Here is a 23,673-nt window from a genome sequence, read left to right on the forward strand (position 1 = left end):
GAGCTCTAGCAGGCTGAGTTTGCGACGTGCTACTTTCTCGTTGGTGGTCATACGGTGACTCCGGATAACACGGTAGGGGTACCGTTTTGTTATCCAGTTTGAAGCCGTATGACCACTCCCTTTTGTGGGCAACTGTCAGGTGAATACCATCTCCATACATGAAGACCATCTCCATGCCGTCTGAGCCTCCAAAGCAGAGCCCCCTTGCCACTGACAAGGGGGCTCTGTCGCTTTCATCGGAGTGCCCGATGCGGTTATGGCGATACCGAAGGGGGGAGGATCATGGGGCCGGCCACCGCGTGAGCGGCCTCGTCACCTCGCAGTACCCGTACTATCTCGAGGGCGAACTCGATGGCGGTACCCGGGCCCTGGCTGGTGATCAGGCGATGGGCTTCATCGGTCACGACCCGCGCCGTGCTCAATTGTGTCGCGGGCAGACGGGCCTGAAAGCCCGGATGGCAGGTGGTGCTCGCATTCCCCAGCAAGCCGTGATGGTGCAGTACCACGGCGGGTGCGGCGCAGATGGCGGCGCGCCAGCGGCCGAGGCCTGCCTGCTCCCGTAGCAGGTCGATGGCGAGGGGGGTGTCGCGGATCACTTCGCTGCCGGGCAGACCGCCCGGCACGACCATGGCATCGAAGTCACGAGTGGTCAGCTCGTCGAGATGGCAATCCGCCACCAGTTGCACCCCGCGAGAGGCTCGGATCTGGCGCGCTCCGGTGGGGCAGCAGGAGGCCAGCACCACATCGATGCCACCCCGAACCAGGGTATCGACGATGACAACCGTCTCTATCTCTTCCGACCCGGGGGCCACCAGTACCAGTACGCTCATCCTGCACTCCTTGCTTGCCAGCTCTGCTCAGTGCTTCTCTTTGACGGCCTGATAGAGGCCCTGATTGACCGGCACCGCGATACCGTGAAGGGCGGCCTTGCCCAGCAGGAAGCCGGTGATGGCTTCGATCTCGGTCTCGCGGCCCTGTTCCATGTCTTGATACATGGAAGAGTAATTGTCGGCGGTGAGCTCCACCACCATCATGACGCGGCGTAGCAGCTCTTCGCTGCCGGTGGGCTGACCTTCGGCCCGCATGACGTCAGCCACTTCCACGCAGATTTGCTGCAGGGCATCGGCAAAACGCGGACCGGCCAATTCGCCGTTCTTGAGCTTGTAGAGCGCGGTGAGGGGATTGATGGCGCAGTTGACGGCGAGTTTCTGCCACTGACGTGTCAGGATCTGCTCATCCCAACCGGCCTGACCCAGGGCGCTGGCCAGCTCGTCGGCGAGGTGGGCATGGGCACGGGCCGCTTCGTTGACAGGGCCCAGCCAGGTCTCCCCCTTGCCGGTGTGGCGGAACACGAAGTGGCCGCTCTGCATGGCGCCATGGCTGGTGACGCCGGCGATCACCGGATTGTCGGGGAAGAGTGCGACCACCTGATCGGCGATCCCCATGCCGTTGTGCAGCAGCACGATGGGCACCCCTGCCGCCAGTTGCCCGACCAGGGGAGTGAGGGCCGATATCACCTGCCCCGCCTTGGTCATGACCAGCAGGCGTTTGATGCTGCCCGGCTTGTCGATGAAGGCGCGTTCGATGGCCAGGAGCTGGGTATGCCCCTCAAGGGAGGTAAAGTCGACGCCGGGGTGCAAGGTGGCACGATGGCGCTCGCGCAGCAGGAGGCGGGTTGCTTGGCCGCTTTGGGTCAACAGGGAGGCGAAGACGCCGCCCAGGGCGCCGCAGCCCAGCAAGGTCCACTCGGGAGAGACAGGGTGACGGCGTGTTTTCAGGTTGTTGTCGCGTAATCCGCTTGGCATGAAGAGGCTCGATCATGGGAAGGGCTGCCATCCTGTCAACCGCCAACCCGGGATAAGGGAAGATGTCGCTTGGTGAATACCTGGAACCGGTGCATGAGCTGGTTGCCGGGTCGTGCTCAAGGTTCATGCGCAGCCAGGGAGCCTCATGTATGCATGAACATGCGGGTGTCTGGGCTGCACTTCACCGAGTGTCGGACCTCTCGCGGTCGCTCCTAAACGGGTTCTAACGGGTCTCACCATTCCTGTGCGCAGGGGATTCTAGCAGAGCAATCCCATCGAAATCAGCAAATTTGCCCGTTTTCTGGTAGATTTGCCCACCTGTCAGCACAACCTGAAGTACAGCATGAGGAGCCCGGCTATGCCGTCATTCGATATTGTCTCTGAAGTCAAAATGAACGAGGTGTTGAACGCCGTTGATAACGCCAACCGTGAACTGGCGACCCGTTTCGATTTTCGTGGTGTGGAAGCCAGCTTCGAATTGAACAAGGAAGAAGTGAAGCTGGAAGCCGATGCCGATTTCCAGCTCAAGCAGATGGTCGAGATCCTGCGCGGCGCCCTGCTCAAGCGCCAGATCGAGAACAGTTCCATGGATGTGGGTGACAGCGTCCACTCCGGCAAACGTTTCCACCTGACCGTGAAGTTCAAGCAGGGGATCGACAAGGAAGTGGCCAAGAAGCTGGTGAAGCTCATCAAGGACTCCAAGATCAAGGTGCAGGCTGCCATCCAGGGCGACGAGGTGCGGGTCACCGGCAAGAAGCGCGACGATCTGCAAGAGACCATGGCCTTGGTGCGTGGCGCCGAACTGGGCCAGCCGATGCAGTTCCAGAACTTCCGCGACTGATGGCGAACGGGGAGGGCGCGGCTCTCCCCCCACTGCCAGCATGAGGGCATAAAAAAACCGGAGCAGCTGCTCCGGTTTTTTGTATCCGTGTGACGAGTTCGATTAGAACTTGTAGGTCACGGAGAAGTAGTGGCTGAAGCCAGAGCTCTTCCACGGGGTACCGTCGTAGGCGGTGGAACCGTCTTTGGTGCCGTAGGCATCCATGAAGTACTTCAGGCCGTAACCGACGGCGTAGCGGTCGGAGTGCCAGTAGATACCGTGGAAGGTAGCCAGGTTGTCGCTGGTACGGTCAGCACGGTTGTGGGTGTCCAAGTCGAAGGCGTAGTCCAGGTAACCCTGATAGGAGACGAAGCTGCCGTTGCTGAAGGTGTAGAAAGGCTTGAACCAGTTCATGGCGAACCAGTAACCGTTCCACTCACCCTCTTCTTCGGTGAAGAACTGGTTTTCGGTGGCGTGACGAGCATACAGGTTCATGCCCACTTTGCCGAACCAAGGCACTTGTACATCAGCACCCAGACCGATCATGTTTTCCATCTGGTTGTCGCCGATGTTGTTCAGAGAGGCGATGTAAACCTCTTGCACCGGACCGAAGGAGAGATCTTTACCAGTCAGCGCATCCAGAGACATACGCGGCGCAAACTTCATGAACAGGTTCTGACCCTTGTGCTTGTCGCTGTGACGGGAGTCGAAGATATCGAAGACGTCGACGTAACCGTACAGGTCAAACAGGCCGGAGCGACCACCGAATTCCATTTCGAAGTAGGTGTCGTTGTAATCTTCAGCACCTGCAGTGAAAGGACGTTGGTCGATGGTGTGCATCACGTTGAACTGCATCCACTTGTAGTCGTTCTTGTGGATGTCGCCGCTGTAGTCGGCAGCGAAGGCCGGAGTGGCGGAGGCAGCCAGTAGACCGGCAGCGATCAGAGTCTTGGTAAATTTGGCCATTTTATTGGTCTCTTGTGCGTTAGTTGAGGTTTTCCGTAGCCTGCCCACAAGGAGCGGGAGGGATTCTAGCCAAATAAATTCAACGGATAAACAAGCACCAGGGAACTTTGTCAGGATTTGTGAATCTAATCACCCCCTAAAATGCGCAAACGCTTGCTATTTGTGCGTTTGTGGTGACAAGGTGCTGCCTCGTTTGGCAACCATGATGATCAGGATCATCACCGGAATACCGAGCAGACTGGTGCCGATGAAGAAGTGGCTGTAGCCGATCTGCTCCACTACCCGACCGGAAAACCCCGCCAGCAACTTGGGCAGCAACAGCATGATGGAGCTGAACAGGGCGTACTGGGTGGCGGAGAAGGCGACGTTGGTGAGACTCGATAGATAGGTCACAAACGCAGCCGTGGCGATGCCGGCGCTGAGGTTGTCCAGCGAGATGATCAGAGTCAGCAGCTCCAGGTTGTGGCCCACTTCGTTGAGGAGAGCGAACAGCAGGTTGGTGCTGGCGGTCAGCACGGCGCCGAGGAACAGGATGCGCAGGGTGCCAAAGCGCATCACCAGCACGCCCCCGAGCGCGGCCCCCACCAGCGTCATGATGACGCCATAGACCTTGGTGATGGTGGCCACTTCCGTCTTGCTGAACTGCAGATCCACATAGAAGCTGTTGGACATCACCCCCATCACCACGTCCGAGATGCGATAGCAGGCGATAAGCCCCAGGATCAGCAGGGCCGAGGAGCCGTAGCGGCGGAAGAAGTCGGCGAAGGGACACCAGATGGCCTCGTAGGTCCAGGCCCCCAGCCCGGCCAGCGTGGGTGACCAACCCCGTGCCAGCAGGGTGGCCTTGCGCGCCATCTGCTGCTCGTCCTGACTCTTGAGATCGATCTGCGGTTCGTGACTCATCAGGGTGGTGAGGATGCCAAGAGACATCAGCCCTCCCATCAGCAGATAGGTGAGCTGCCAGCCGCGATAGTCATAGCCGCTGTTGCTGCCGAGCCAGGCCGCCAGCGCCAGCGCCCCCGCTCCCGCCATGATCATGGCGAGTCGATACCCCGTCATATAGGACGCGGCCATGGCCGCCTGCAGCCGCTCGGGAGCGGATTCGATGCGATAGGCATCGATGACGATGTCCTGGGTGGCAGAGGAGAAGGCCACCAGCAGGGCGAAGAGGGCCAGCTGGGCGAGCTGGGTCTTGGGATCGCAATAGGCCATCCCCACCAGGGAGAGGGCGATCAGCACCTGGGAGAACAGCATCCAGCTGCGTCGCCGCCCAAGCAGCCGTGACAGCAGGGGCAGGGGCAGCCGATCCACCAGGGGCGACCACAGCCACTTGAAACCGTAGGCCAGCGCTACCCAGCTCATGTAGCCGATGTCGGTCAGGCTGACATCCGCCTCGCGCAGCCAGAACGAGAGGGTGCCAAAGACCAGCAGCAAGGGCAGGCCGGAGGAGAATCCCATGGCAAACAGGATGAGTACCCGCGCTTCCAGATAGACGGCGAGGGCATCTCGCCAGCGGGTGGCGCGGCCCGGTGTGTGGCTGGGCGGGCGGAGATTGTTCAACTGCCTGACTCCTCTGGGAAAAGGGGGTCATTTTGTCAGGTTCGGCAGGCCTAGCCAAGGCAAGCCGAGGGGGGAGCGGCAGGTTTCAGGGGCGCGAGCCGATGCAGTGGTGCGGGCAGGGGCCCTCGTCGGCGAGAAAATTGGCGCAGGCCATGAGTTGCAGGCGCAGCGCGTCATCACAGAGGAGGTGCTGCTCATCCCACAGGTGCAGGCTGTGAAGCAGATGCCAGAACACCCCTTCCTGTGCGTTGGCGGGGGTTTTGTCCATGGGGATCACGCAGAGCGCCTGCCAATGGGAGAGAAGCTGCCAACTCAAGTCTTCCAGCTGCTGATAGGGAATCTTGCGTGCCAGAAAATGGCGAACCGCCTGGGCCAGCGGGCCGGCGTGTTGGGTTATGTAATCATGACAGGTCACCGGCTCCTCCTTCTGGTTCTGCTCCCCGATGCGTGGCACACATCGGGGAGCAGAGTATAGAAAAAGAGATTGGTGACCCGTTCAGGGACGCGGTGGAATGTGATCCGGGCCGCGTTATTTGTCCGCGAGCAGCACCACTTTCTTCAGGATGATGGGGCTGGTGGGGACGTCGTTGGCACGCAGGATGGAGCTGTAGCCGGTCTGGACCTGGGCCAGTTTGTCCAGCACCTCCATCCCCTTCACGACCTGGCCGAACACGGTGTAACCGGCGCCGGCATTGGCGTTGAGGTTGTCGTTGTCCACCAGATTGAAATAGAACTGGCGAGTGGCGCTGTCGACCGCCTGGGTGCGGGCCATGGCGATGGTGCCGCGCTTGTTGGGCAGGCCGCCTCTGGACTCGTTGACCACGGGATCGAAGGTCGGCAGGGGCTGGAACTGCTGGTTGTAGCCCCCACCCTGTACCACGAAGTTCTGGATCACCCGGTGGAACAGGCTACCGTCATAGCTGCCGTCTGCCACGTAGCGCAGGAAGTTCTTCACGGTCTGGGGCGCCTGTTTGGGGGCCAGCTCCACGACGATGGTGCCATGGTTGGTCTCCATTTGGACTTTTTGACCGGCAAAAGCCAGGGGGGCGATCAAGGTGATCAGTAACCAGAGTTTCTTCATTTATATGTCCTCGCTCAGCTCGGCTGACCCTTGAGATAACCGCGCAGCGCCTCGTCGGCCATGATCTGCTGCAGCACGCTGCCCAGCTGCTGGTTCAGAGTGGATTCCAGATCGGCCATGCTCGGCTCGCCCGGGCCCTCCTTGCTGGAGGACATGTTGAACTGCTTGGTCAGCTTGCTGCCCTGGAAGTCGGCAATCACCTGCAGGCTGACGCGGGACTTGGTGACATAGGTGAAGGTCTTCTCTTCCACGGTGACGGCGGCAGTGGAGATGGCCAGCGTCAGGTTGGTGGTGCCGCTGTTGCCCACTTCCAGGCCCTGGCTGCGCAGCCCTTCCGCCAGTTTTTCAGCCAGCAGGCTGTTGAGAGGCTGACTGCTGTTCACCAGCACAGGGGCCTTCTCTTTTTTCTTGATGGAGAAAACATAGGCGGCTTCACGTTTGTCCACCCCTTCCATGGTGATGCGGTTGCCGGAGTAGTACTGCTGGTTGGAGGGGATGACTTGCGGGTTGAGCAGGGCGCTCTCGGGCCAGTGAGTAGCACAACCGCCCAATACCAGAGCGGCCAGCAGCAAGAGTGACTTTTTCATCATGGGTTTCCTTTAGCTTTATCTTTAGCGTTTGATGGCTTTCAAAATAACGAATTTGCTGTTCGACGCAACGACTTGTGCGTTGCCAAACAGGCGCTTGAGTTTGTTGTGATAGTCCAGATGACGGTTGCCTACTATCCAGAGTTCGCCCCCCTGAGGCAACACCCGGTGGGCATCGCTGAACATCTGCCAGGCGATGTGATCGGTGATTGCCTGCAATTGATGGAAGGGGGGATTGCAGAGGATCCTGTCTGCCGCCCCGACGGGAACGTCATCGAGACAGTTGTTGACCATGAAGTGGGCACGGGGCAAGGCATCGGGCAGGTTGTGCTCGACGTTGAGCCGTGCGGACGCCACCGCCATCCGGGATTCGTCGATGAAGGTCACCTCCACCTCGCTGTCCCGCGCGAGCAGGGAGAGCCCGAGCACGCCATTGCCACATCCCAGATCGATCACCCTGCGGGCACTGTGGATGGGCAGGTTGTCCAGCATGAAGCGGGCGCCGATATCCAGGCTCGTGCGCGAGAACACGTTGGCATGGTTGTGGATGAGCATGTCGGTGCCTTCCAGCGGCCAGACGGTCGGGAAGGGACTGGTCAGGGACGGGCGCTCGGCGGCCGGGGTGCAATGAATGAGGCGTGCCTTCTTCCAGGCGAGCGAGGTGCGGGTCTCCCCCAGATACTTTTCGAACAGCTTGAGGGTGGAGGTGTGGATGTCCTTGGCCTTGCCGGCAGCAATGATGCGGGTCGCGGGGGTGACGACCCCGCGCAGGGCAAGCAGTTGCTGCTCCAGCAGCGCCTGATACTTGGAGACCTTGATCACCACCAGGGCGGGGGCATCGGGCAGGGGGGCCAGGGCATCCTGCAGGGTGATGGCGTGGGGATCCAGCCCGTTTTCCGCCAGATTGGCCAGGGTGGCCCGCTCGCTGATGTGGGAGTCGGTCACGCAGACGGGGGCGTGGGCATGCAGATAGCCGGCCAGGGCGCCGAAGCCGTCGTTCATGATGATGACGGGGCCGTCAGGTACCTGCTGCGATTCGGCAAGGTGGCTTATCAGATACTCGTCCGCCGCATCCCAGGCCTGCAGGGGGTCCTGGCTCTGCCGTGGGTAACGATACAGGGTCAGGCGGCAGTGGGCCGTGTCGAGCAGGGTTTGCATAGGCAAGAGTCCAACGTGTGATTGATGAATGGCGACCGTCTGCCCCGTGTTGCCCGGCAGCGGTGAAAGTGGCGCTATTCTAGCGGCGGCGGAGAAATTCACCAGTCCGGTGCGGCGAGAGCGAGCGGATCCTTCGTACCTGATGCATCGGGCGCACAACCCTGGCTACAATGGCCGGATATTCAACGAGGAGTCCTTACCGTGAGCATACAACAACAGATAGAGGCCAAGCTGGCCGCCGCGCTCTCCCCGAGCCACCTGGAAGTGATCAATGAAAGCTACATGCACAGGGTGGCACCGGGCTCCGAAAGCCACTTCAAGGTAGTCGTGGTGAGCCAGGCGTTTGAGGGACAGCGTTTGCTGGGGCGCCATCGTCAGGTGAACGGGGTGCTGGCCGACGAGCTGGCGGGAGCCATTCATGCATTGGCGCTGCATACCTATACCGAATCCGAGTGGCAGGCCAGGGAGCAGGCGCCAAAGACGCCGGGTTGCGTCAGCAAATCCCCCTTTGCGTGAGCCGTTGGACCTTCTGATGGCGCCTTCCTCGGGCCATTAACAGCGCTATCACGAATGGTGTGCTGCCAGGGATGAGGGGTGTAGCATTATTTTTTCTAATCCTTTTCCTTATGCCTGAAAAATACCTCTATATGGTTAGTTTTGCGAAAAGTCCTTTAAAACCACGGCTTGCAAGGACGTGCGCGAAATATTCAGTGAAGGTTAATTTTGTGATAGGGCGGGGATTTTCCCCATTTGGCGTGGCGGCTAACTCGCCTAAGGTGGTAAACTCAGGCGCTTTTGAATGATCCTGTATGTTGCTGATTTGTTTATTTCTTCGACAGCTTTCCGCGATGTTGACGGGCTCATTCAACAACTCGTCGTGATGTATTTCTCGGCGCTAACCAACCTGTCTTCCCTTAACGGTAGTGCAAGTGAGTATGATTACAATTAAAAGAGGACTGGACATCCCCGTGCTGGGTGCTCCGGAGCAAGTAATCTACGATGGCCCGGCCATCACCCGTGTTGCTACACTCGGCGAAGAGTTCGTGGGGATGCGTCCTACTATGTTTGTCAAAGTAGGTGATCGCGTCATTAAAGGTCAGGAGCTCTTCGAAGATAAGAAGAATCCCGGCGTTAAATTCACGGCCCCTGCCACCGGTGTGGTTTCTGAGATCAACCGTGGTGCCAAGCGTGTTCTCCAGTCCGTCGTCATCGACATCGATGGGTCCGACGAGCAGGTGACCTTTGAGCATTTTGCCTCCGCCGAGCTGGCACAGCTCGAGCGCAGCAAGGTGCAGGAGATCCTGGTCGCATCAGGCCAATGGACCGCGCTGCGTACCCGCCCGTTCAGCAAGGTGCCGGCCGTGGGTTCCACCCCGCGCGCCATCTTCGTCACCGCCATGGACACCAATCCGCTGGCCGCCAGTGCGGAGCTGATCATCAAGGAACAGGCCCAGGCCTTCCTCGACGGTCTGGCCGTGCTGACCCGCCTGACCGATGGTACCGTCCACGTCTGCAAGGGCGAAGCCAGCCTGCCGCACTCCTCCTTGGCCCAGGTCAAGGAAGCCGTGTTCGTCGGTCCGCATCCCGCCGGTCTGCCGGGCACCCACATCCACTTCCTGGATCCGGTCGGTGCCAACAAGGTGCAGTGGCACATCAACTATCAGGACGTGATCGCTTACGGCAAGCTGTTCACCACCGGCCAGATCTTCACCGACAAGGTGATCTCCCTGGCTGGCCCGAACGTCATCAAGCCGCGTCTGCTGCGTACCCGTCTGGGTGCCAGCCTCAGCCAGCTGACCAACAACGAGCTGCGTGCGGACGAAAACCGCATCATCTCCGGTTCCCTGCTGAGCGGTGCCAAGGCCGAAGGGGTCCATGACTACCTGGGTCGCTTCCACAACCAGGTGAGCGTGCTGGGCGAAGGCCGTGAGAAAGAGTTCATGGGCTGGGTCAAACCCAGTGCCAACAAGTTCTCCATCACCCGTACCACCCTCTCTCACCTGATGAAGGGCAAACTCATCAACTTCACTACCACCACCAACGGTAGTGATCGCTCCATGGTGCCTATCGGCAACTATGAGCGTGTGATGCCGCTCGACATCCTGCCGACCCTGCTGCTGCGGGATCTGATCTCCGGTGACACCGACAGCGCGCAGGCGCTCGGCTGCCTGGAGCTGGATGAGGAAGATTTGGCGCTCTGTACCTTCGTCTGCCCCGGCAAGACAGAGTACGGCCCCGTCTTGCGTGAGTGCCTGACCAAGATCGAACTGGAAGGTTAAGCGATGAGTTTCAAGCAACTTCTTGAAAATATGGAACATCACTTCGAGCCGGGTGGCAAGTACGCCAAGTACTATGCCCTGTTCGAAGCGGCGTACACCCTGTTTTATACCCCGGGTTCCGTGACCCGCAATGCCGCCCACGTCCGTGATGCGATCGATCTGAAGCGCATGATGATCATGGTGTGGCTGGCCGTGTTCCCGGCCATGTTCTGGGGCATGTACAACGTCGGCAACCAGTCCATCGCCGCCATCGCCCACATGGGCAGCGCGGCCGGTGCCGATTCCTGGCAATACGCCCTGGCCACCCTGTTCGGTGCCTCGCTGGATCCGGCCGTCGCCGGCATCGGCAGCAAGATGCTGATCGGTGCGGCGCACTTCTTCCCGATCTACATCACCGTCTTCATCGTCGGTGGTTTCTGGGAAGTGCTGTTCGCCATGGTGCGCAAGCACGAGATCAACGAAGGCTTCTTCGTGACCTCCATCCTGTTCGCCCTGATCGTGCCGCCCGAGCTGCCCCTGTGGCAAGCTGCCCTGGGTATCACCTTCGGTGTGGTGCTGGCCAAGGAAGTGTTCGGTGGTACCGGCAAAAACTTCCTGAACCCGGCGCTGGCGGGTCGTGCCTTCCTGTTCTTCGCCTACCCGGGTCAAATCTCCGGTGATGCGGTCTGGGTTGCCGTTGACGGCTTCTCCGGCGCAACCGCACTGAGCCAGTGGGCCCAGGGCGGCCAGATGGCGCTGATCAACGGTGCCACCGGTGAAGCCATCAGCTGGATGGACGCCTTCCTTGGCAACCTGCCCGGTTCCATCGGTGAAGTTTCCACCCTGATGATCCTCATCGGCGCAGCCATGATCGTCTACATGCGCATCGCCTCCTGGCGCATCATCGCCGGCGTCATGGTCGGTATGGTCGCGACCTCCCTGCTGTTCAACGTCATCGGTTCCGATACCAACCCCATGTTCAGCATGCCGTGGCACTGGCACCTAGTGCTGGGTGGCTTCGCGTTCGGCATGGCCTTCATGGCGACCGACCCCGTCTCCGCTGCCTTTACCAACAAGGGCAAGTGGTGGTATGGCGCCCTGATCGGCGTGATGGTGGTGCTGATCCGGGTAGTGAACCCCGCATTCCCGGAAGGCATGATGCTGGCCATTCTGTTCGCCAACCTGTTTGCCCCCTTGTTTGACCATTTCGTGGCGCAGGCGAACATCAAGCGGAGGATCGCACGTGGCGTTTAATAAAGACTCTACTACCGGCACCCTCGCCGTAGTGACCGGTCTGTGTCTGGTCTGCTCCATCGTGGTCTCCGTGGCTGCCGTGGGTCTGCGTCCGGCCCAGCTGGAAAACAAGGCACTGGACAAGCAAAGCAACATCCTGTCCGTCGCCGGCGTCGACATCAGCGCCGTGGCCAAGCGTGACCTGGCCCAGCTCTATGGCGACAAGATTGAAGCGCGTCTGGTGGATCTGACCAGCGGTGAGTTCGTTGACGGCGACGCCGACAACTTCGACACCAAGGTCGCCGCCAAGGATCCGGCCAAGAGCATCCGTCTGGCCCCGGCCGACGACAAGGCCGGCCTGCGTCAGATCTCCAAGCTGGTTCCCGTGTTCTTCGCGAAAGATGCCGAAGGCAAGGTCGACAACATCATCCTGCCGATCTACGGCCAGGGTCTGTGGTCCACCATGTATGCCTTCGTAGCGGTCGCGGCCGACGGTCAGACCATCAAGGGCATCACCTACTATGACCACGGTGAAACCCCGGGTCTGGGTGGCGAGATCGAGAACCCGGCCTGGCGCGAGCTGTTCGTCGGCAAGAAGCTGTTCGACCAGAACGGCCAGCCTGCGCTGCGGGTGATCAAGGGCCATGCTCCGGCTGGTTCCGAGCATGAAATCGACGGCCTGTCTGGTGCAACCCTGACCGGTAATGGTGTACAGCACACCTTCGACTTCTGGATGGGCCCCAAGGGCTTCGGTCCCTTCCTGGCCAAGGTACGTGCAGGAGAAATCAACAATGGCTGACAAGAGCGAAATGAAAAAGTTGCTGTTGACGCCTGTGCTCGGCAACAACCCCATCGCACTGCAGGTGCTGGGTGTCTGTTCCGCGCTGGCCGTTACCAGCCAGATGAAGACAGCGTTCGTGATGACGCTGGCCGTTACCGCGGTCACCGCCTTCTCCAACCTGTTCATCTCCCTGATCCGCAACCAGATCCCGAACAGCGTGCGGATCATCGCCCAGATGGCGGTGATTGCCTCGCTGGTTATCGTGGTTGACCAGGTGCTCAAGGCGTATGCCTATGACATCTCCAAGCAACTGTCGGTGTTCGTCGGCCTCATCATCACCAACTGTATCGTGATGGGTCGTGCCGAAGCCTACGCCATGAAGAGTGCCCCGCTGCCCTCCTTCCTGGACGGTATCGGCAACGGTCTGGGTTATGGCGCCGTGCTGCTGACCGTGGCCACCGTGCGCGAGATCCTGGGTTCCGGCACCTGGTTCGGCATCGAGCTGCTGCCGCTGGTGAACAATGGTGGCTGGTATGTGCCCAACGGCCTGCTGCTGCTGCCGCCGAGTGCGTTCTTCATCATTGGTCTGATCATCTGGGGCGTGCGCACCAAGGATCCCAAGCAGGTGGAGGCGAAGGATTAAGGTATGGAACACTATATCAGTCTGTTGATTCGCTCGATCTTCATCGAGAACCTGGCGCTCTCCTTCTTCCTGGGGATGTGTACCTTCCTGGCGGTGTCCAAGAAGGTCAAGACCGCCATGGGTCTGGGGATTGCCGTTATCGTGGTTCAGACCGTGGCCGTCCCGGCCAACAACCTGATCTACAACTACGTGCTCAAAGACGGTGCCCTGGTATCCGGTCTGGATCTGAGCTTCCTGAGCTTCATCACCTTCATCGGGGTGATCGCGGCCCTGGTGCAGATCCTGGAGATGGCGCTGGACAAGTATTTCCCGGCCCTCTACAACGCCCTCGGTATCTTCCTGCCGCTCATCACCGTGAACTGCGCCATCTTCGGCGGCGTCTCCTTCATGGTGCAGCGTGACTACAACTTCGTTGAGTCCGTGGTCTATGGCGTGGGTTCGGGTGCAGGCTGGATGCTGGCTATCGTCGCGATGGCAGGGATCCGCGAGAAGATGAAATATTCCGATGTTCCGGAAGGCCTGCGCGGCCTCGGCATCACCTTCATCACCGCGGGTCTGATGGCGCTGGGCTTCATGTCCTTCTCTGGTATTTCCCTGTAATCGGAAAGGAAATATAGATGGAAATTATTCTGGGTGTGGTCATGTTCACCGTGATCCTGCTGGCCTTGGTGGCAGTCATTCTGTTCGCCAAGTCCAAGCTGGTGACCGCCGGTGACGTGACAATCAGCATCAACGGCGACCCGGCCAAGGCTGTGACCAGCCCGGCGGGTGGCAAGCTGCTTGGCGTGCTCGCCGGCAGTGGTATCTTCGTCTCCTCCGCCTGTGGCGGCGGTGGCTCCTGTGGTCAGTGCAAGGTGCGTGTGAAATCCGGCGGCGGCGACATCCTGCCGACCGAGCTGGATCACATCAGCAAGGGCGAAGCCCGTCATGGCGAGCGTCTGGCCTGCCAGGTCACCGTGCGTTCCGACATGGACATCGAGCTGCCGGAAGAGATCTTCGGCGTGAAGAAGTGGGACTGTACCGTCATCTCCAATGACAACAAGGCCACCTTCATCAAGGAGCTCAAGCTGCAGATCCCGGATGGCGAGAGCGTGCCGTTCCGCGCCGGTGGTTATATCCAGATCGAAGCGCCTGCCCACCACGTGCAGTACAAGAACTTCGATATTCCCGAGGAGTATCGTGGCGACTGGGATCGCTTCAAGATCTTCGAGCTGGAGTCCAAGGTCAACGAGCCGATCATCCGTGCCTACTCCATGGCGAACTATCCGGAAGAGTTCGGCATCATCATGCTGAACGTGCGGATCGCCACCCCGCCGCCCAGCAACTGGACTGCCCCTCCCGGCCAGATGTCTTCCTACATCTTCAGCCTGAAGGCCGGTGACAAGGTGACCATCTCCGGTCCGTTCGGCGAGTTCTTCGCCAAGGACACCGACGCCGAAATGGTGTTCGTTGGTGGTGGTGCGGGTATGGCGCCGATGCGCTCCCACATCTTCGACCAGCTGCGCCGTCTGAAGACCAAGCGCAAGATGAGCTTCTGGTACGGTGCCCGTTCCAAGCGCGAGATGTTCTATGTCGAAGACTTCGACATGCTGCAGGCCGAGAACGACAACTTCCAGTGGCACGTCGCCCTGTCCGATCCGCAACCGGAAGACAACTGGGATGGCTACACCGGCTTCATCCACAACGTGTTGTTCGAGAACTACCTCAAGAACCACGAGGCGCCTGAGGATTGCGAGTTCTACATGTGCGGGCCTCCCGTGATGAACGCCGCCGTCATCAACATGCTGAAAAACCTCGGTGTTGAAGACGAGAACATCCTGCTGGATGACTTCGGTGGTTAATCCATGCACAGCGTTGTAAAGACCTGGCTAGCCTTCGGGCTAGCCTTTTTCTTGACTGGGTGCGGTCAGGAAACGGTCCAATCGAAGCCGGAGATCCACATCACCGGCAGCACCATGGGTACCTACTACTCCATCAAGGTGGCAGATAGCGCTGTTCAGGATGCCGCCAGGCTGCAAGCCGAGGTCGACGTCTTGCTGGAGCGGGTCAACGATCAGATGTCGACCTATCGCCCGGATTCCGAGCTGTCACGCTTCAACCAGCACAAGAGCAATACCCCTGTGGTGGTTTCCCGCGATACCGCGCGGGTGGTGACCGAGGCCATTCACATTGGCCGCGAGAGCCGCGGGGCGCTGGACGTCACCGTCGGTCCTCTGGTCAATCTGTGGGGCTTTGGGCCGGATGCCAGACCGACCAAGGTGCCGTCCGACGAGCTGATCGCCCAGACCCGGCAGAAGACGGGCCTTGGCAATCTGCATGTGATAACCTCTGCCGATGCCGATACCCTGCAAAAGGACATCCCGGACCTCTACGTGGATCTCTCCGCCATTGCCAAGGGGTTTGGCGTGGACAAGGTGGCCGAGTACCTGGAGTCCCAGGGGGCACGCAACTATCTGGTTGAGATCGGCGGCGAGCTGCGCATCAACGGTGTCAACGGCAAGGGGCATCCCTGGCGTGTCGCCATCGAGAAGCCGACCGTCAATGCCGGTTCAGTACAGGAGGTGATCCTGCCCGGTGACAACGGGGTGGCCACCTCGGGCGAGTACCGCAACTATTACGAGCTGGACGGCAAGCGCTTCTCCCACACCATGGATCCGCTGACGGGCAAGCCCATCCAGCACCGCCTGGTGTCGGTGACCGTCATCCACCCCTCCTGCATGACTGCAGACGGGTTGGCGACCGTGTTCATGGTCATGGGGCCGGAGAAGAGCCTGGCCTATGCCAAGGAACGGGGGCTGGCCATCTTCACCATCACCAAGACGGATGACGGGTTCGAAGAGGCCTATTCGGATGCCTTCAAACCATATCTGGTCAAGAAGTAAGGGGTAACTACATGCAGATCTTTCTGATCACCTTCGGGGTGTTTCTGATGGTCGTGGTGGCCATGGCCATCGGCTACATTTTCCAGCGCAAGTCCATCTCCGGCTCCTGTGGCGGCCTGGGTTCCATCGGGATCGAGAAGGAGTGCGACTGCCCCGAGCCTTGCGACAACCGCAAGAAGAAGATGGCCAAAGAAGAGGCCCGTCGCAAGATGCTGGTGGACAACCGCATCATCTAACGGCGGATATCGCTCTGAAGGCAGCCTTGCAACGAAACGAGCCGACCCCTGGGTCGGCTCGTTTTTTATGTGGCATGGGGTCAGTAGTCATATTGGCTGCACGACTTTGCTTTGAACTCTTTCTTTCGCTTTGCCAGCTCTTCCCTGGTGCCCAGTTCATCCCCCTGCCTGATGGCGGTTTCCAGTATCTCGATGCGCTTGTACAGCCAGCTGCATTCGGCTGTCGGGTGATCCTTGGCCATGGTCGCTAGCGGCAACAGCAGCAGGCAGAGCCCCGCCCGGATGATGCTCATGCTTCTCCTCCTTGAGTCTCGTGTGGATGTGGCCTTGAGAGTCTATGCCGCCGCGCCCGCGCGCAGACTGGTAGAAATGACAGGGGTGGGGTAGCATGATTCAATCGACTGGTTATCTATACAGTGGTGTCGTCGGCAGGCCGTGCCCCTGGTGGCCACGTGACCGGCACCGACACAGCAACAGACACGGCCATGCGCAAGATCATTCACATCGACATGGACTGCTTCTTCGCCGCGGTGGAGATGCGGGACAACCCGGCCCTCAGGGAGGTGCCGCTCGCCATTGGTGGCGCCGCCGACCGACGCGGGGTCATCTCCACCTGCAACTACGTGGCGCGCCGCTTCGGGGTGCGCTCCGCCATGCCGAGCGCCCTGGCCAGAAAGCTCTGTCCGCCATTGGTGCTGATCCCCGGGCGGATGGCCGTCTACAAAGAAACTTCGCGCCAGTTGCGCGCCATCTTCCTGCGCTACACCGAGCAGGTGGAGCCGCTCTCCCTCGATGAAGCCTATCTCGACGTGACCCAGAGTCCCCGCTGCGGTGGCAGCGCCACCCTGATGGCGGCGGAGATCCGCGCCGCCATCAGCGCCGAGCTTGGGCTGACTGCCTCGGCCGGTGTGGCGCCGAACAAGTTTCTGGCCAAGCTCGCCTCGGAGCAGCGCAAGCCTGACGGCCTGTTCGTCATCCGCCCCCAGGAGGTGGACGAGTTCGTGCGTCAGCTCCCTCTTGGCAAGTTGCCCGGCATCGGCCGCAAGACGGCAGAGCGGCTGGAGTCCCTCGGGCTGTATTCGTGCGAAGATGCCCGTCAGCTCGGCAACGAGGAGCTGATCGCCCGTTTCGGCAAGCTCGGGGAGATGCTGGCCGGCCGCATCTGGGGGCATGACGATCAGCCGGTGCAGGCCAGGCGGGTGCGCAAGAGCATCGGTGTGGAGACGACGCTCGCCAGCGACGTGCTGGACGAGGACGCCTGCTGGCAGGTGCTCAGCCGGCTCATTCCTGAGCTGGAGCAGCGTTTTGCCAAGGCCTGCCCTGCGGAGATGCTGATGGGGCAGGGGATCAAGCTGAAGTTTGCCGATTTTCACCAGACCACCGTCTATCGCAAGGGGAGTTATCAGGCGGCACGTTTCCACGATCTGCTGCACGAGGGACTGCAACGGGCTCAAGGAAAGCCCATTCGCCTGCTCGGTCTGGTCGTTGGTTTACCCGGAGCGGGTGAAATCAATCAATTAAGCCTGGATTTCTGCTGATTTAGTTAAGTTTTTGTATCCAAAACCGATACAGTGTTCACATCTGTAGACGTTAGGAAATAGTGGCATGAGTTCTCTTTCTGTTCAGGGACGGATCACCCTGATCGCCGGTTGCTGTCTGCTGGCCAGTGCCGTCGCGCTGGTGGCTTCTTCTCTTTTCAACGCGGCCCGCATGCAGGAGCAGGTGCTCACCTCCACCACCCTGGAGGGGCAGCACGCGGCAGAAAACTGGATGCAGGCCATGGGAGCGACCCAGGCAGCCCGGGTGACCAGCTACCTCGATGAGGCTTACTTCAGGGCTACCCTGCTTGCCGAGGGTATCTTGTTCCAGCGCAAGAACGCGGCCGACAACTTCGTTCACTCCGAGGCGCTGCGCAATGCCGTCAACCAGCAGTTGCAGGATGCGGCTGAGTCGTCAGCGAACCTGCTCGGTGTCTATGCGGTATTCGAACCCAACCAGCTCGACGGGGAGGATGACAACTATCAGGGGTCGACGGCGCTCGGCGCCAACGACAAGGGGCGTTTTTCCAGCTATTGGGCCAGGGTCGACGGCAAGGTCAACCTGGAGGTGATGGACGAGGCGATGCTGGCCAACGACAAGCCCTCCGGACACGGCGGCCTTGAGAACGACTGGTACAGTTGCAGCATCCGCAGCAAGGCGCTCTGTCTGCTCGAACCCTATGTGGACGAGGTGGGGACCCAGCAGGTGTTGATGACCTCGGTGACCGTGCCGTTGCTGGACCAGGGTTCCCTGCTTGGCATGGTGGGGGTTGACATCTCCCTGGGGACCCTGCAGAGCCTGGTGGAAGAGATGGGCCGGACCCTCTACAAGGGGCAGGGCAAGGTGCTCCTGCTCAGCAGTGAAGGGCGGGTGGCCGGCGTGGAAGGGTTCCCGGTCGCCCTTGGCAATCTGCTGGAGCAGCAAGGGCTGGCGCAGGATCTCAAGGGGTGGCTGACCAAGGGAGATGTGGTGACGCGCTGGAGCCCGGATGGCGCACTGTTGCAGACCTTCGTGCCGGTCAGCATGCGCGGTACGGATCGCAAGTGGGGCATCTATATCGAGCTGCCCCGCGCCGTGGTGCTCGCCTCTGCCCTGCAACTGCAAGGGGAGCTTGAGGATCAGGCCCAGCGCAGCGTGGCCACCCAGCTCACGATAGGTGGCGGGATTTCGGCGCTCGCTCTGCTCTGCATCTGGCTGATGGCCCAGCGCATCGTGGCGCCCATCCGCGCCGTGGTGGCACGCCTCAAGGACATCGCCAGCGGGGAGGGGGATCTCACCCAGCGCATCGATCTGCGCAGGGATGACGAGATAGGCGAGCTGGCCAAGTGGTTCAACAACTTCCTGGACAAGCTGCAATCCACCATCAGCCAGGTGATCGACACCGTTGCGGGCACCCGGGCCAGTGCGGCCCTGGCGGCGCAAGGGGCAGCCCGTACCAGCGCCGGCATGCAGTCCCAGTATCAGGAGGTGGATCTGGTGGCGACCGCGTTTGAAGAGTTGAGCGCTACCGCCCTGCAGGTCGCCGGCAATGCCAATGCGGCGGTGGCGGCGGCCGATGAGGCCGACACGGCGGCCCAGGAGGGCAAGTCCGTGGTGGCGCAGACCCAGGAGGCCATGTCCAGACTGATGACGGTGATAAGCGACGCCAAACCAGTGGTGGAACACCTCTCCGCCAACAGCGACAACATCAACGACATCCTGGTGGTGATCCAGGGGATTGCCGAGCAGACCAACCTGCTGGCCTTGAACGCGGCCATCGAGGCGGCCCGAGCCGGTGAGCAGGGGCGCGGTTTTGCGGTGGTCGCCGACGAGGTGCGCAACCTGGCGGGCCGAACCCAGAACGCCATCGTCGAGATCCAGAACCTCATCGGCCAGTTGCAGTCGGGGACGGAGGCGGTGGTGAAGGCGATCCTGACCGGTCATCACCAGGCGGATCTGACCCTCACCAAGGTGGAGCAGTCGGTCAGCGTGCTGGAGCAGATCATCCAGGCGGTCGGCACCATCCACCAGATGAACGAGCAGATCGCGAGGGCCGCGCAGGAGCAGAGCGGAGTGGCGGACGAGATCAATCGCAACGTCAGCAACATTCGCGATGTGAGCCATACCATTCGGGCGGAAGCGGCGACCTCCGCCGACAACGGGCGCGAGCTGTCGCAACTGGCGGACAAGCAGCAGCAACTGGTGGGCCAGTTCCGGGTGTAGGGGAGGATAAGAAAAAAGGCGCCATCCAACCGGAGGCGCCAAACACATTCAGATGACAGACTGGGTTAAATCGACCTGATTTAGCCCTTCTTCCCGCAGAGGAAGAAACACAACACCACAATCACTGTCGACTCACTCACAAAAACCACATGTAAACCAACATGGAAGAGAAGGTGTGAGCCATATGACAACGAATTGCGTGGCGAATTATGTTTATTCACTGGTCGACCCGCAACCGACAATTTATAATGCGCCTCATTAGAAAAATTCATCGTCGGCCGATTCCATGTCTCGTCGTTTACCTCCGCTCAATGCACTGAAAGCGTTTGAAGCCGCGGCTCGTCACTTGAGCTTTACCCGCGCAGCAGAAGAGCTGTTCGTGACCCAGGCCGCCATCAGCCACCAGATCAAGGCGCTGGAGGAGTATCTCGGCATCAAGCTGTTTCGCCGCAAGAATCGCTCCCTGCTACTGACCGAGGAGGGGCAGAGCTACTTCCTCGACATCAAGGACATCTTCGCCTCCATCTCCGAGGCGACCGACAAGCTGCTGGCCCGCAGCGCCAAGGGGGCGCTCACCGTCTCCCTGCAGCCGAGCTTCGCCATCCAGTGGCTGGTGCCCCGCCTGGTCAAGTTCAGCGAACGCCACCCGGACATCGATGTGCGGATCAAGGCGGTGGACATGGACGAGGGGTCGCTGACCGACGATGTGGACGTGGCCATCTACTACGGCCGCGGCAACTGGCCGGGTCTTCGTTCGGACAAACTGCACACCGAGTACCTGATCCCGGTCTGCTCGCCCCTGTTGCTGACCGGCCCCAAGCCCCTGCGCACCCCGGACGATCTGACCCGTCACACCCTGCTGCACGACACCTCCCGGCGCGACTGGAAGGCCTGGTTCCGCCAGCTCGACATCGACGCCCCCAATGTCAATCAGGGGCCCATCTTCAGCCACTCCACCATGGTGATCCAGGCGGCGATCCACGGTCAGGGGGTGGCGCTCGGCCACAGCGTGCTGGCCCAGCCGGAGATAGAGGCGGGTCGTCTCATCTGCCCGTTCGAACAGGTGCTGGTGAGCAAGAACGCTTTCTATCTGGTGTGTCAGGAGCAGCAGTCCGATCAGGGCAAGATAGTGGCCTTCCGTGACTGGATGCTGGAACTGGTGGAGCAGGAAGAGGCCCGCAGGCGTGCCCGCCTTGCCGATGCCTGAGGAGTTGACCTGGTGACTGACCTGACAAGAGAGGGGGCGAGTGACGCCCCCGTTCGCATTCTGCTGGCCCACGGCGCGGGGGCGGGCATGGAGCACAGCTTCCTGGCCGAGTTGTCGCGACTGTTGGCGGGGCCGGAGATCGAGGTGGTGCGCTTCAACTTCCCCTATATGACCAAACGGGCTCAGGACGGCAAACGCAGGCCGCCGGACAGACAACCCGTGCTGCTGGCTCACTGGCGCGAGATGGTGCGCCAGTTTGCCCATCCCCGGCTGTTTCTGGCGGGCAAGTCCATGGGGGGAAGGATTGCGGCCGAGCTGTTTTGCGAGGGGGGCGACGAGATGGATGCTGCAGGATTGATCGTTCTCGGGTATCCTTTCCACCCCCCGGCCAAGCCCGACGCATGGCGGGGCGAGGTGCTCAAGCTGATCACGACGCCCACGCTGCTGCTGCAGGGGGAGCGCGATACCTTCGGTTCCCGCGCCGAGCTGGCCGATTTCCCCTTCTCACCCGCCGTATCGGTCCACTGGCTGACCGACGGGGATCATGGTTTCAAACCGAGAAAGGCGAGCGGCATGAGCGAGCAGGAGAACCTGCGACTGGCTGCGGAGCGGATCAAGGATTTTATCGCGGCGGTGGGCCGCTCCTGACCATCTCGAGCGGGTCGAGAGAAGAAGCGTGCAAGGAGAGAAGATGCAGATCCAACGACATTGGCTGGTGCTGGCGGGCTTCTTCGGCCTGACGGCCACCATGCTCGGGGCCTACGGCGCTCATGGGCTGGCGGCGACCGGCATCGTCCCCTCGTTGCTGGCGGCGTTCAACACCGCCGTGCAATACCAGTTTTTCCACGCCCTGGCCCTGCTGGTGCTGGGGTTGTGCGGTGTGCGCGGCAAGGTGATCACCTTCGCGGGCGCCGTCTTTGTGCTGGGGATCCTGGGATTCTCCGGCAGTATTTACGCCATGGTGCTGCTTGGCAGCAAGGGGCTGGGGCTCATCACCCCGGCCGGTGGCCTCTGTTTTATGTTGGGATGGGCGGCTCTGATGTGGGCCGGCTGTCGTCTTGGAGGAAAGAATGAATAATCTGCTGCTTTATTGCCGCCCGGGTTTTGAGAAAGAGGCGGCGGCAGAGATCACCGAGCGTGCCGGCAACATGCAGTGCTACGGCTTTGCCCGGGTCAAGGACGACAGCGGCTATGTGATCTTCGAGTTGTATGACGAGGAGCAGGCCGATCTGCTGGCGCGCAAGCTGCCGTTCCGCGAGCTCATCTTCATTCGCCAGATGCTGGTGGTGACCCACGAGCTGAAAGATCTGGAAATAAGCGATCGGGTCTCTCCCATCCTGGAGGCGGCGAGTGGCTACGCCATCTGCGGGGATCTGCGGGTGGAGACGGCCGACACCAACGAGGCGAAGGAGCTCTCCGCCTTCTGCCGCAAGTTCACCGTGCCGCTTCGCCAGGCGCTGCGCAGCAACGAGATCCTGACCAAGAAGGAGACCCCGAACCGTCCCGTGTTCCACGCCTTCTTCCTGGCCAATGACCACCTGATGCTGGGGTACTCCTACTCCTTCAACAACTCCGCCTTCCACATGGGGATCCCGCGCCTGCGCTTCCCGGCCGATGCCCCGAGCCGCTCCAGCCTCAAGCTGGAAGAGGCGTTCTACGTCTTCGTGCCGAAGGAAGAGTGGGACTTGCGCCTGTGCTCCGGCCTGAAGGCTGTGGATCTCGGCGCCTGCCCGGGTGGCTGGACCTATCAGCTGGTGCGTCGCGGCATGATGGTGACGGCGGTGGACAACGGCATGATGGCCCAATCCCTGATGGACACAGGTCAGGTGAAGCACATCCGTGACGATGGTTTCGTGTGGCGGCCGAGCAAGAAGAATACCTACTGGCTGGTGTGCGACATGGTGGACAAACCGGCGCGAGTGACCCACATGGTGGCCGACTGGTTCAGGGAGAACGACTGTCAGGAAGCCATGTTCAACCTCAAGCTGCCGATGAAGAAGCGCTACGCCGAGGCGGTGCACAACATCGAGGTGCTGCGCGGACTGCTGGCGGAGATCGACAGCGGCTTCATCATTCAGGCCAAACAGCTCTATCACGATCGCGAAGAGATCACGGTGCATGTCTACAACAAGTTCTGGGTCTCCAAGCTGGCACCCAAGTCCTGAAGCAGCATCGGGAACAGGGCATGAAAAAACCGGACGGTGACGTCCGGTTTTTTTGTGTCTGGGTCATCAGAAGCGGTAGTCCAGACGCATCATGGACTCGTCGTCGGTGATCTTCAGCTCAATTTGCAGGGGAATGGTCTTGTCACTGGGGTTGAACTGCATCTTGACGCCATCCCCGCGAAGCTTGACCGAGGTGTTGATGCCGCCAGCGTTGAACTTGATCCTGGGCTTTTGCTTTTCGAAGGAGAGGCTGACGCTCTTCTCTGCCGTGAGGTTCAGCTTCTGATAGGGGGTGACCTGCCGATTACCGTTGCTGTCGGTGGTGATATCCACCCCCAGAGAGAGCGGCTTGGGCTGTTTGAGCAGATCGTTGGTATCCAGGGTGGATTGCCAGGTCTGCTTGGCTGGCGCCTCGTGCTGGGGAGGCGGCGTCAACCAGGCATTGTCGACTGGCCTGTCTAATGCCGTGGCACTGCTGCTGACAATCAGCAAGATGAAAGTAGCACGCATGGTGGATCTCCTTATCCCTCATATCAACATAGTATTCATC

At 60.6% G+C, this 23,673-nt stretch carries 26 protein-coding genes; 16 read left to right on the forward strand and 10 right to left on the reverse strand.

All coding sequences use genetic code 11. The features are described from left to right. Nucleotides 1-254: 254 nt before the first annotated feature. Both AB5Y70_RS13585 and AB5Y70_RS13590 read right to left on the reverse strand, forming a co-directional pair. Nucleotides 255-830, reverse strand: a complete 576-nt coding sequence (locus AB5Y70_RS13585; protein ID WP_279988926.1) for a DJ-1 family glyoxalase III — start codon at nt 828-830, stop codon at nt 255-257. 27 nt (nt 831-857) lie between these two features. Continuing rightward, nucleotides 858-1,805 carry a ketopantoate reductase family protein gene (locus tag AB5Y70_RS13590; RefSeq protein ID WP_111896962.1) on the reverse strand — a complete coding sequence of 316 codons (948 nt, stop codon included), beginning with the start codon at nt 1,803-1,805 and terminating at the stop codon, nt 858-860. Between the two features lie 358 nt (nt 1,806-2,163). Here AB5Y70_RS13590 and AB5Y70_RS13595 point away from each other — a divergent pair, with 358 nt between their 5' ends. Beyond that, on the forward strand, nt 2,164-2,646 hold the full coding sequence (locus tag AB5Y70_RS13595; RefSeq protein WP_010673357.1) for a YajQ family cyclic di-GMP-binding protein: 483 nt from the start codon (nt 2,164-2,166) through the stop codon (nt 2,644-2,646). A 102-nt stretch (nt 2,647-2,748) separates the two neighbouring features. Here the strand turns inward: AB5Y70_RS13595 and AB5Y70_RS13600 are convergent, their stop codons facing one another. The 6 genes from AB5Y70_RS13600 to AB5Y70_RS13625 all read right to left on the reverse strand — a co-directional run bounded on the left by AB5Y70_RS13600 (nt 2,749) and on the right by AB5Y70_RS13625 (nt 7,977). Continuing rightward, a complete protein-coding gene (locus AB5Y70_RS13600) occupies nt 2,749-3,591 on the reverse strand; it encodes an outer membrane protein OmpK (protein ID WP_041211271.1) in 843 nt (280 codons plus the stop codon). 156 nt (nt 3,592-3,747) lie between these two features. Next, complete coding sequence (locus AB5Y70_RS13605) at nt 3,748-5,049, reverse strand: MFS transporter (protein ID WP_041215845.1); 1,302 nt, start codon at nt 5,047-5,049, stop codon at nt 3,748-3,750. Between the two features lie 187 nt (nt 5,050-5,236). Continuing rightward, nucleotides 5,237-5,566, reverse strand: a complete 330-nt coding sequence (locus AB5Y70_RS13610; protein ID WP_103260660.1) for a hypothetical protein — start codon at nt 5,564-5,566, stop codon at nt 5,237-5,239. A 114-nt stretch (nt 5,567-5,680) separates the two neighbouring features. Then, entirely contained in the window at nt 5,681-6,232 is a 552-nt protein-coding gene (locus AB5Y70_RS13615; RefSeq protein ID WP_041211273.1) for a peptidylprolyl isomerase, read from the reverse strand. A 14-nt stretch (nt 6,233-6,246) separates the two neighbouring features. Then, the gene (locus AB5Y70_RS13620) at nt 6,247-6,819 is read right to left on the reverse strand and encodes a YajG family lipoprotein (protein WP_039040711.1); all 573 of its coding nucleotides are present in this window, start codon (nt 6,817-6,819) and stop codon (nt 6,247-6,249) included. A gap of 24 nt (nt 6,820-6,843) precedes the next feature. Beyond that, nucleotides 6,844-7,977 (reverse strand): methyltransferase, encoded by a 1,134-nt coding sequence (locus AB5Y70_RS13625; RefSeq protein ID WP_049636261.1) that lies wholly within the window; start codon nt 7,975-7,977, stop codon nt 6,844-6,846. Nucleotides 7,978-8,178: 201 nt separating this feature from the next. Between AB5Y70_RS13625 and AB5Y70_RS13630 the strand changes: the two genes are divergently transcribed. The 9 genes from AB5Y70_RS13630 to nqrM all read left to right on the forward strand — a co-directional run bounded on the left by AB5Y70_RS13630 (nt 8,179) and on the right by nqrM (nt 16,010). Next, complete coding sequence (locus AB5Y70_RS13630) at nt 8,179-8,493, forward strand: BolA family transcriptional regulator (protein WP_279988930.1); 315 nt, start codon at nt 8,179-8,181, stop codon at nt 8,491-8,493. 419 nt (nt 8,494-8,912) lie between these two features. Then, a complete protein-coding gene (locus AB5Y70_RS13635; protein ID WP_029313920.1) occupies nt 8,913-10,256 on the forward strand; it encodes a Na(+)-translocating NADH-quinone reductase subunit A in 1,344 nt (447 codons plus the stop codon). 3 nt (nt 10,257-10,259) lie between these two features. Further along, on the forward strand, nt 10,260-11,489 hold the full coding sequence (locus tag AB5Y70_RS13640; protein WP_010673367.1) for an NADH:ubiquinone reductase (Na(+)-transporting) subunit B: 1,230 nt from the start codon (nt 10,260-10,262) through the stop codon (nt 11,487-11,489). Beyond that, nucleotides 11,479-12,267 (forward strand): Na(+)-translocating NADH-quinone reductase subunit C, encoded by a 789-nt coding sequence (locus tag AB5Y70_RS13645; RefSeq protein WP_029313922.1) that lies wholly within the window; start codon nt 11,479-11,481, stop codon nt 12,265-12,267. Before AB5Y70_RS13640 ends, AB5Y70_RS13645 begins: the two co-directional genes overlap by 11 nt. Beyond that, nucleotides 12,260-12,892: an NADH:ubiquinone reductase (Na(+)-transporting) subunit D gene (locus AB5Y70_RS13650; RefSeq protein WP_005303545.1), complete on the forward strand. Its 633-nt coding sequence runs from the start codon at nt 12,260-12,262 to the stop codon at nt 12,890-12,892. The genes AB5Y70_RS13645 and AB5Y70_RS13650 overlap by 8 nt, the downstream gene beginning before the upstream one ends. A gap of 3 nt (nt 12,893-12,895) precedes the next feature. After that, entirely contained in the window at nt 12,896-13,492 is a 597-nt protein-coding gene (gene nqrE / locus AB5Y70_RS13655) for an NADH:ubiquinone reductase (Na(+)-transporting) subunit E (RefSeq protein WP_005303538.1), read from the forward strand. Nucleotides 13,493-13,509: 17 nt separating this feature from the next. Then, nucleotides 13,510-14,733: an NADH:ubiquinone reductase (Na(+)-transporting) subunit F gene (gene nqrF, locus AB5Y70_RS13660; RefSeq protein ID WP_010673369.1), complete on the forward strand. Its 1,224-nt coding sequence runs from the start codon at nt 13,510-13,512 to the stop codon at nt 14,731-14,733. Between the two features lie 3 nt (nt 14,734-14,736). After that, a complete protein-coding gene (locus AB5Y70_RS13665; RefSeq protein WP_029313924.1) occupies nt 14,737-15,774 on the forward strand; it encodes an FAD:protein FMN transferase in 1,038 nt (345 codons plus the stop codon). An 11-nt stretch (nt 15,775-15,785) separates the two neighbouring features. After that, the gene (gene nqrM, locus AB5Y70_RS13670) at nt 15,786-16,010 is read left to right on the forward strand and encodes a (Na+)-NQR maturation NqrM (RefSeq protein WP_010673371.1); all 225 of its coding nucleotides are present in this window, start codon (nt 15,786-15,788) and stop codon (nt 16,008-16,010) included. Between the two features lie 80 nt (nt 16,011-16,090). Here nqrM and AB5Y70_RS13675 read toward each other — a convergent pair whose 3' ends face one another. Further along, complete coding sequence (locus tag AB5Y70_RS13675; protein ID WP_128343629.1) at nt 16,091-16,303, reverse strand: hypothetical protein; 213 nt, start codon at nt 16,301-16,303, stop codon at nt 16,091-16,093. Nucleotides 16,304-16,495: 192 nt separating this feature from the next. Here AB5Y70_RS13675 and dinB point away from each other — a divergent pair, with 192 nt between their 5' ends. From dinB to rlmM, 6 genes are all read left to right on the forward strand, one after another. Then, nucleotides 16,496-17,548, forward strand: a complete 1,053-nt coding sequence (gene dinB, locus AB5Y70_RS13680; RefSeq protein ID WP_103858145.1) for a DNA polymerase IV — start codon at nt 16,496-16,498, stop codon at nt 17,546-17,548. A 67-nt stretch (nt 17,549-17,615) separates the two neighbouring features. Continuing rightward, entirely contained in the window at nt 17,616-19,751 is a 2,136-nt protein-coding gene (locus AB5Y70_RS13685) for a methyl-accepting chemotaxis protein (protein WP_042015878.1), read from the forward strand. 286 nt (nt 19,752-20,037) lie between these two features. Then, nucleotides 20,038-20,958, forward strand: a complete 921-nt coding sequence (locus AB5Y70_RS13690; RefSeq protein ID WP_029313926.1) for a transcriptional regulator GcvA — start codon at nt 20,038-20,040, stop codon at nt 20,956-20,958. Nucleotides 20,959-20,970: 12 nt separating this feature from the next. Further along, nucleotides 20,971-21,606: an alpha/beta fold hydrolase gene (locus tag AB5Y70_RS13695; protein WP_279988932.1), complete on the forward strand. Its 636-nt coding sequence runs from the start codon at nt 20,971-20,973 to the stop codon at nt 21,604-21,606. 43 nt (nt 21,607-21,649) lie between these two features. Further along, nucleotides 21,650-22,036, forward strand: coding sequence for a DUF423 domain-containing protein (locus AB5Y70_RS13700; RefSeq protein ID WP_124813279.1), 387 nt, complete (start codon nt 21,650-21,652; stop codon nt 22,034-22,036). After that, nucleotides 22,029-23,123, forward strand: a complete 1,095-nt coding sequence (rlmM, locus tag AB5Y70_RS13705; protein WP_041211280.1) for a 23S rRNA (cytidine(2498)-2'-O)-methyltransferase RlmM — start codon at nt 22,029-22,031, stop codon at nt 23,121-23,123. The genes AB5Y70_RS13700 and rlmM overlap by 8 nt, the downstream gene beginning before the upstream one ends. 66 nt (nt 23,124-23,189) lie before the next feature. On the opposite strand, the gene AB5Y70_RS13710 is transcribed toward rlmM, so the two are convergent. Beyond that, on the reverse strand, nt 23,190-23,633 hold the full coding sequence (locus tag AB5Y70_RS13710) for a hypothetical protein (protein ID WP_041211281.1): 444 nt from the start codon (nt 23,631-23,633) through the stop codon (nt 23,190-23,192). Between the last annotated feature and the right edge of the window lie 40 nt (nt 23,634-23,673).

The organism is Aeromonas sp. s1(2024), assembly GCF_040908005.1.
GTDB classification, from domain to species: domain Bacteria; phylum Pseudomonadota; class Gammaproteobacteria; order Enterobacterales; family Aeromonadaceae; genus Aeromonas; species Aeromonas caviae.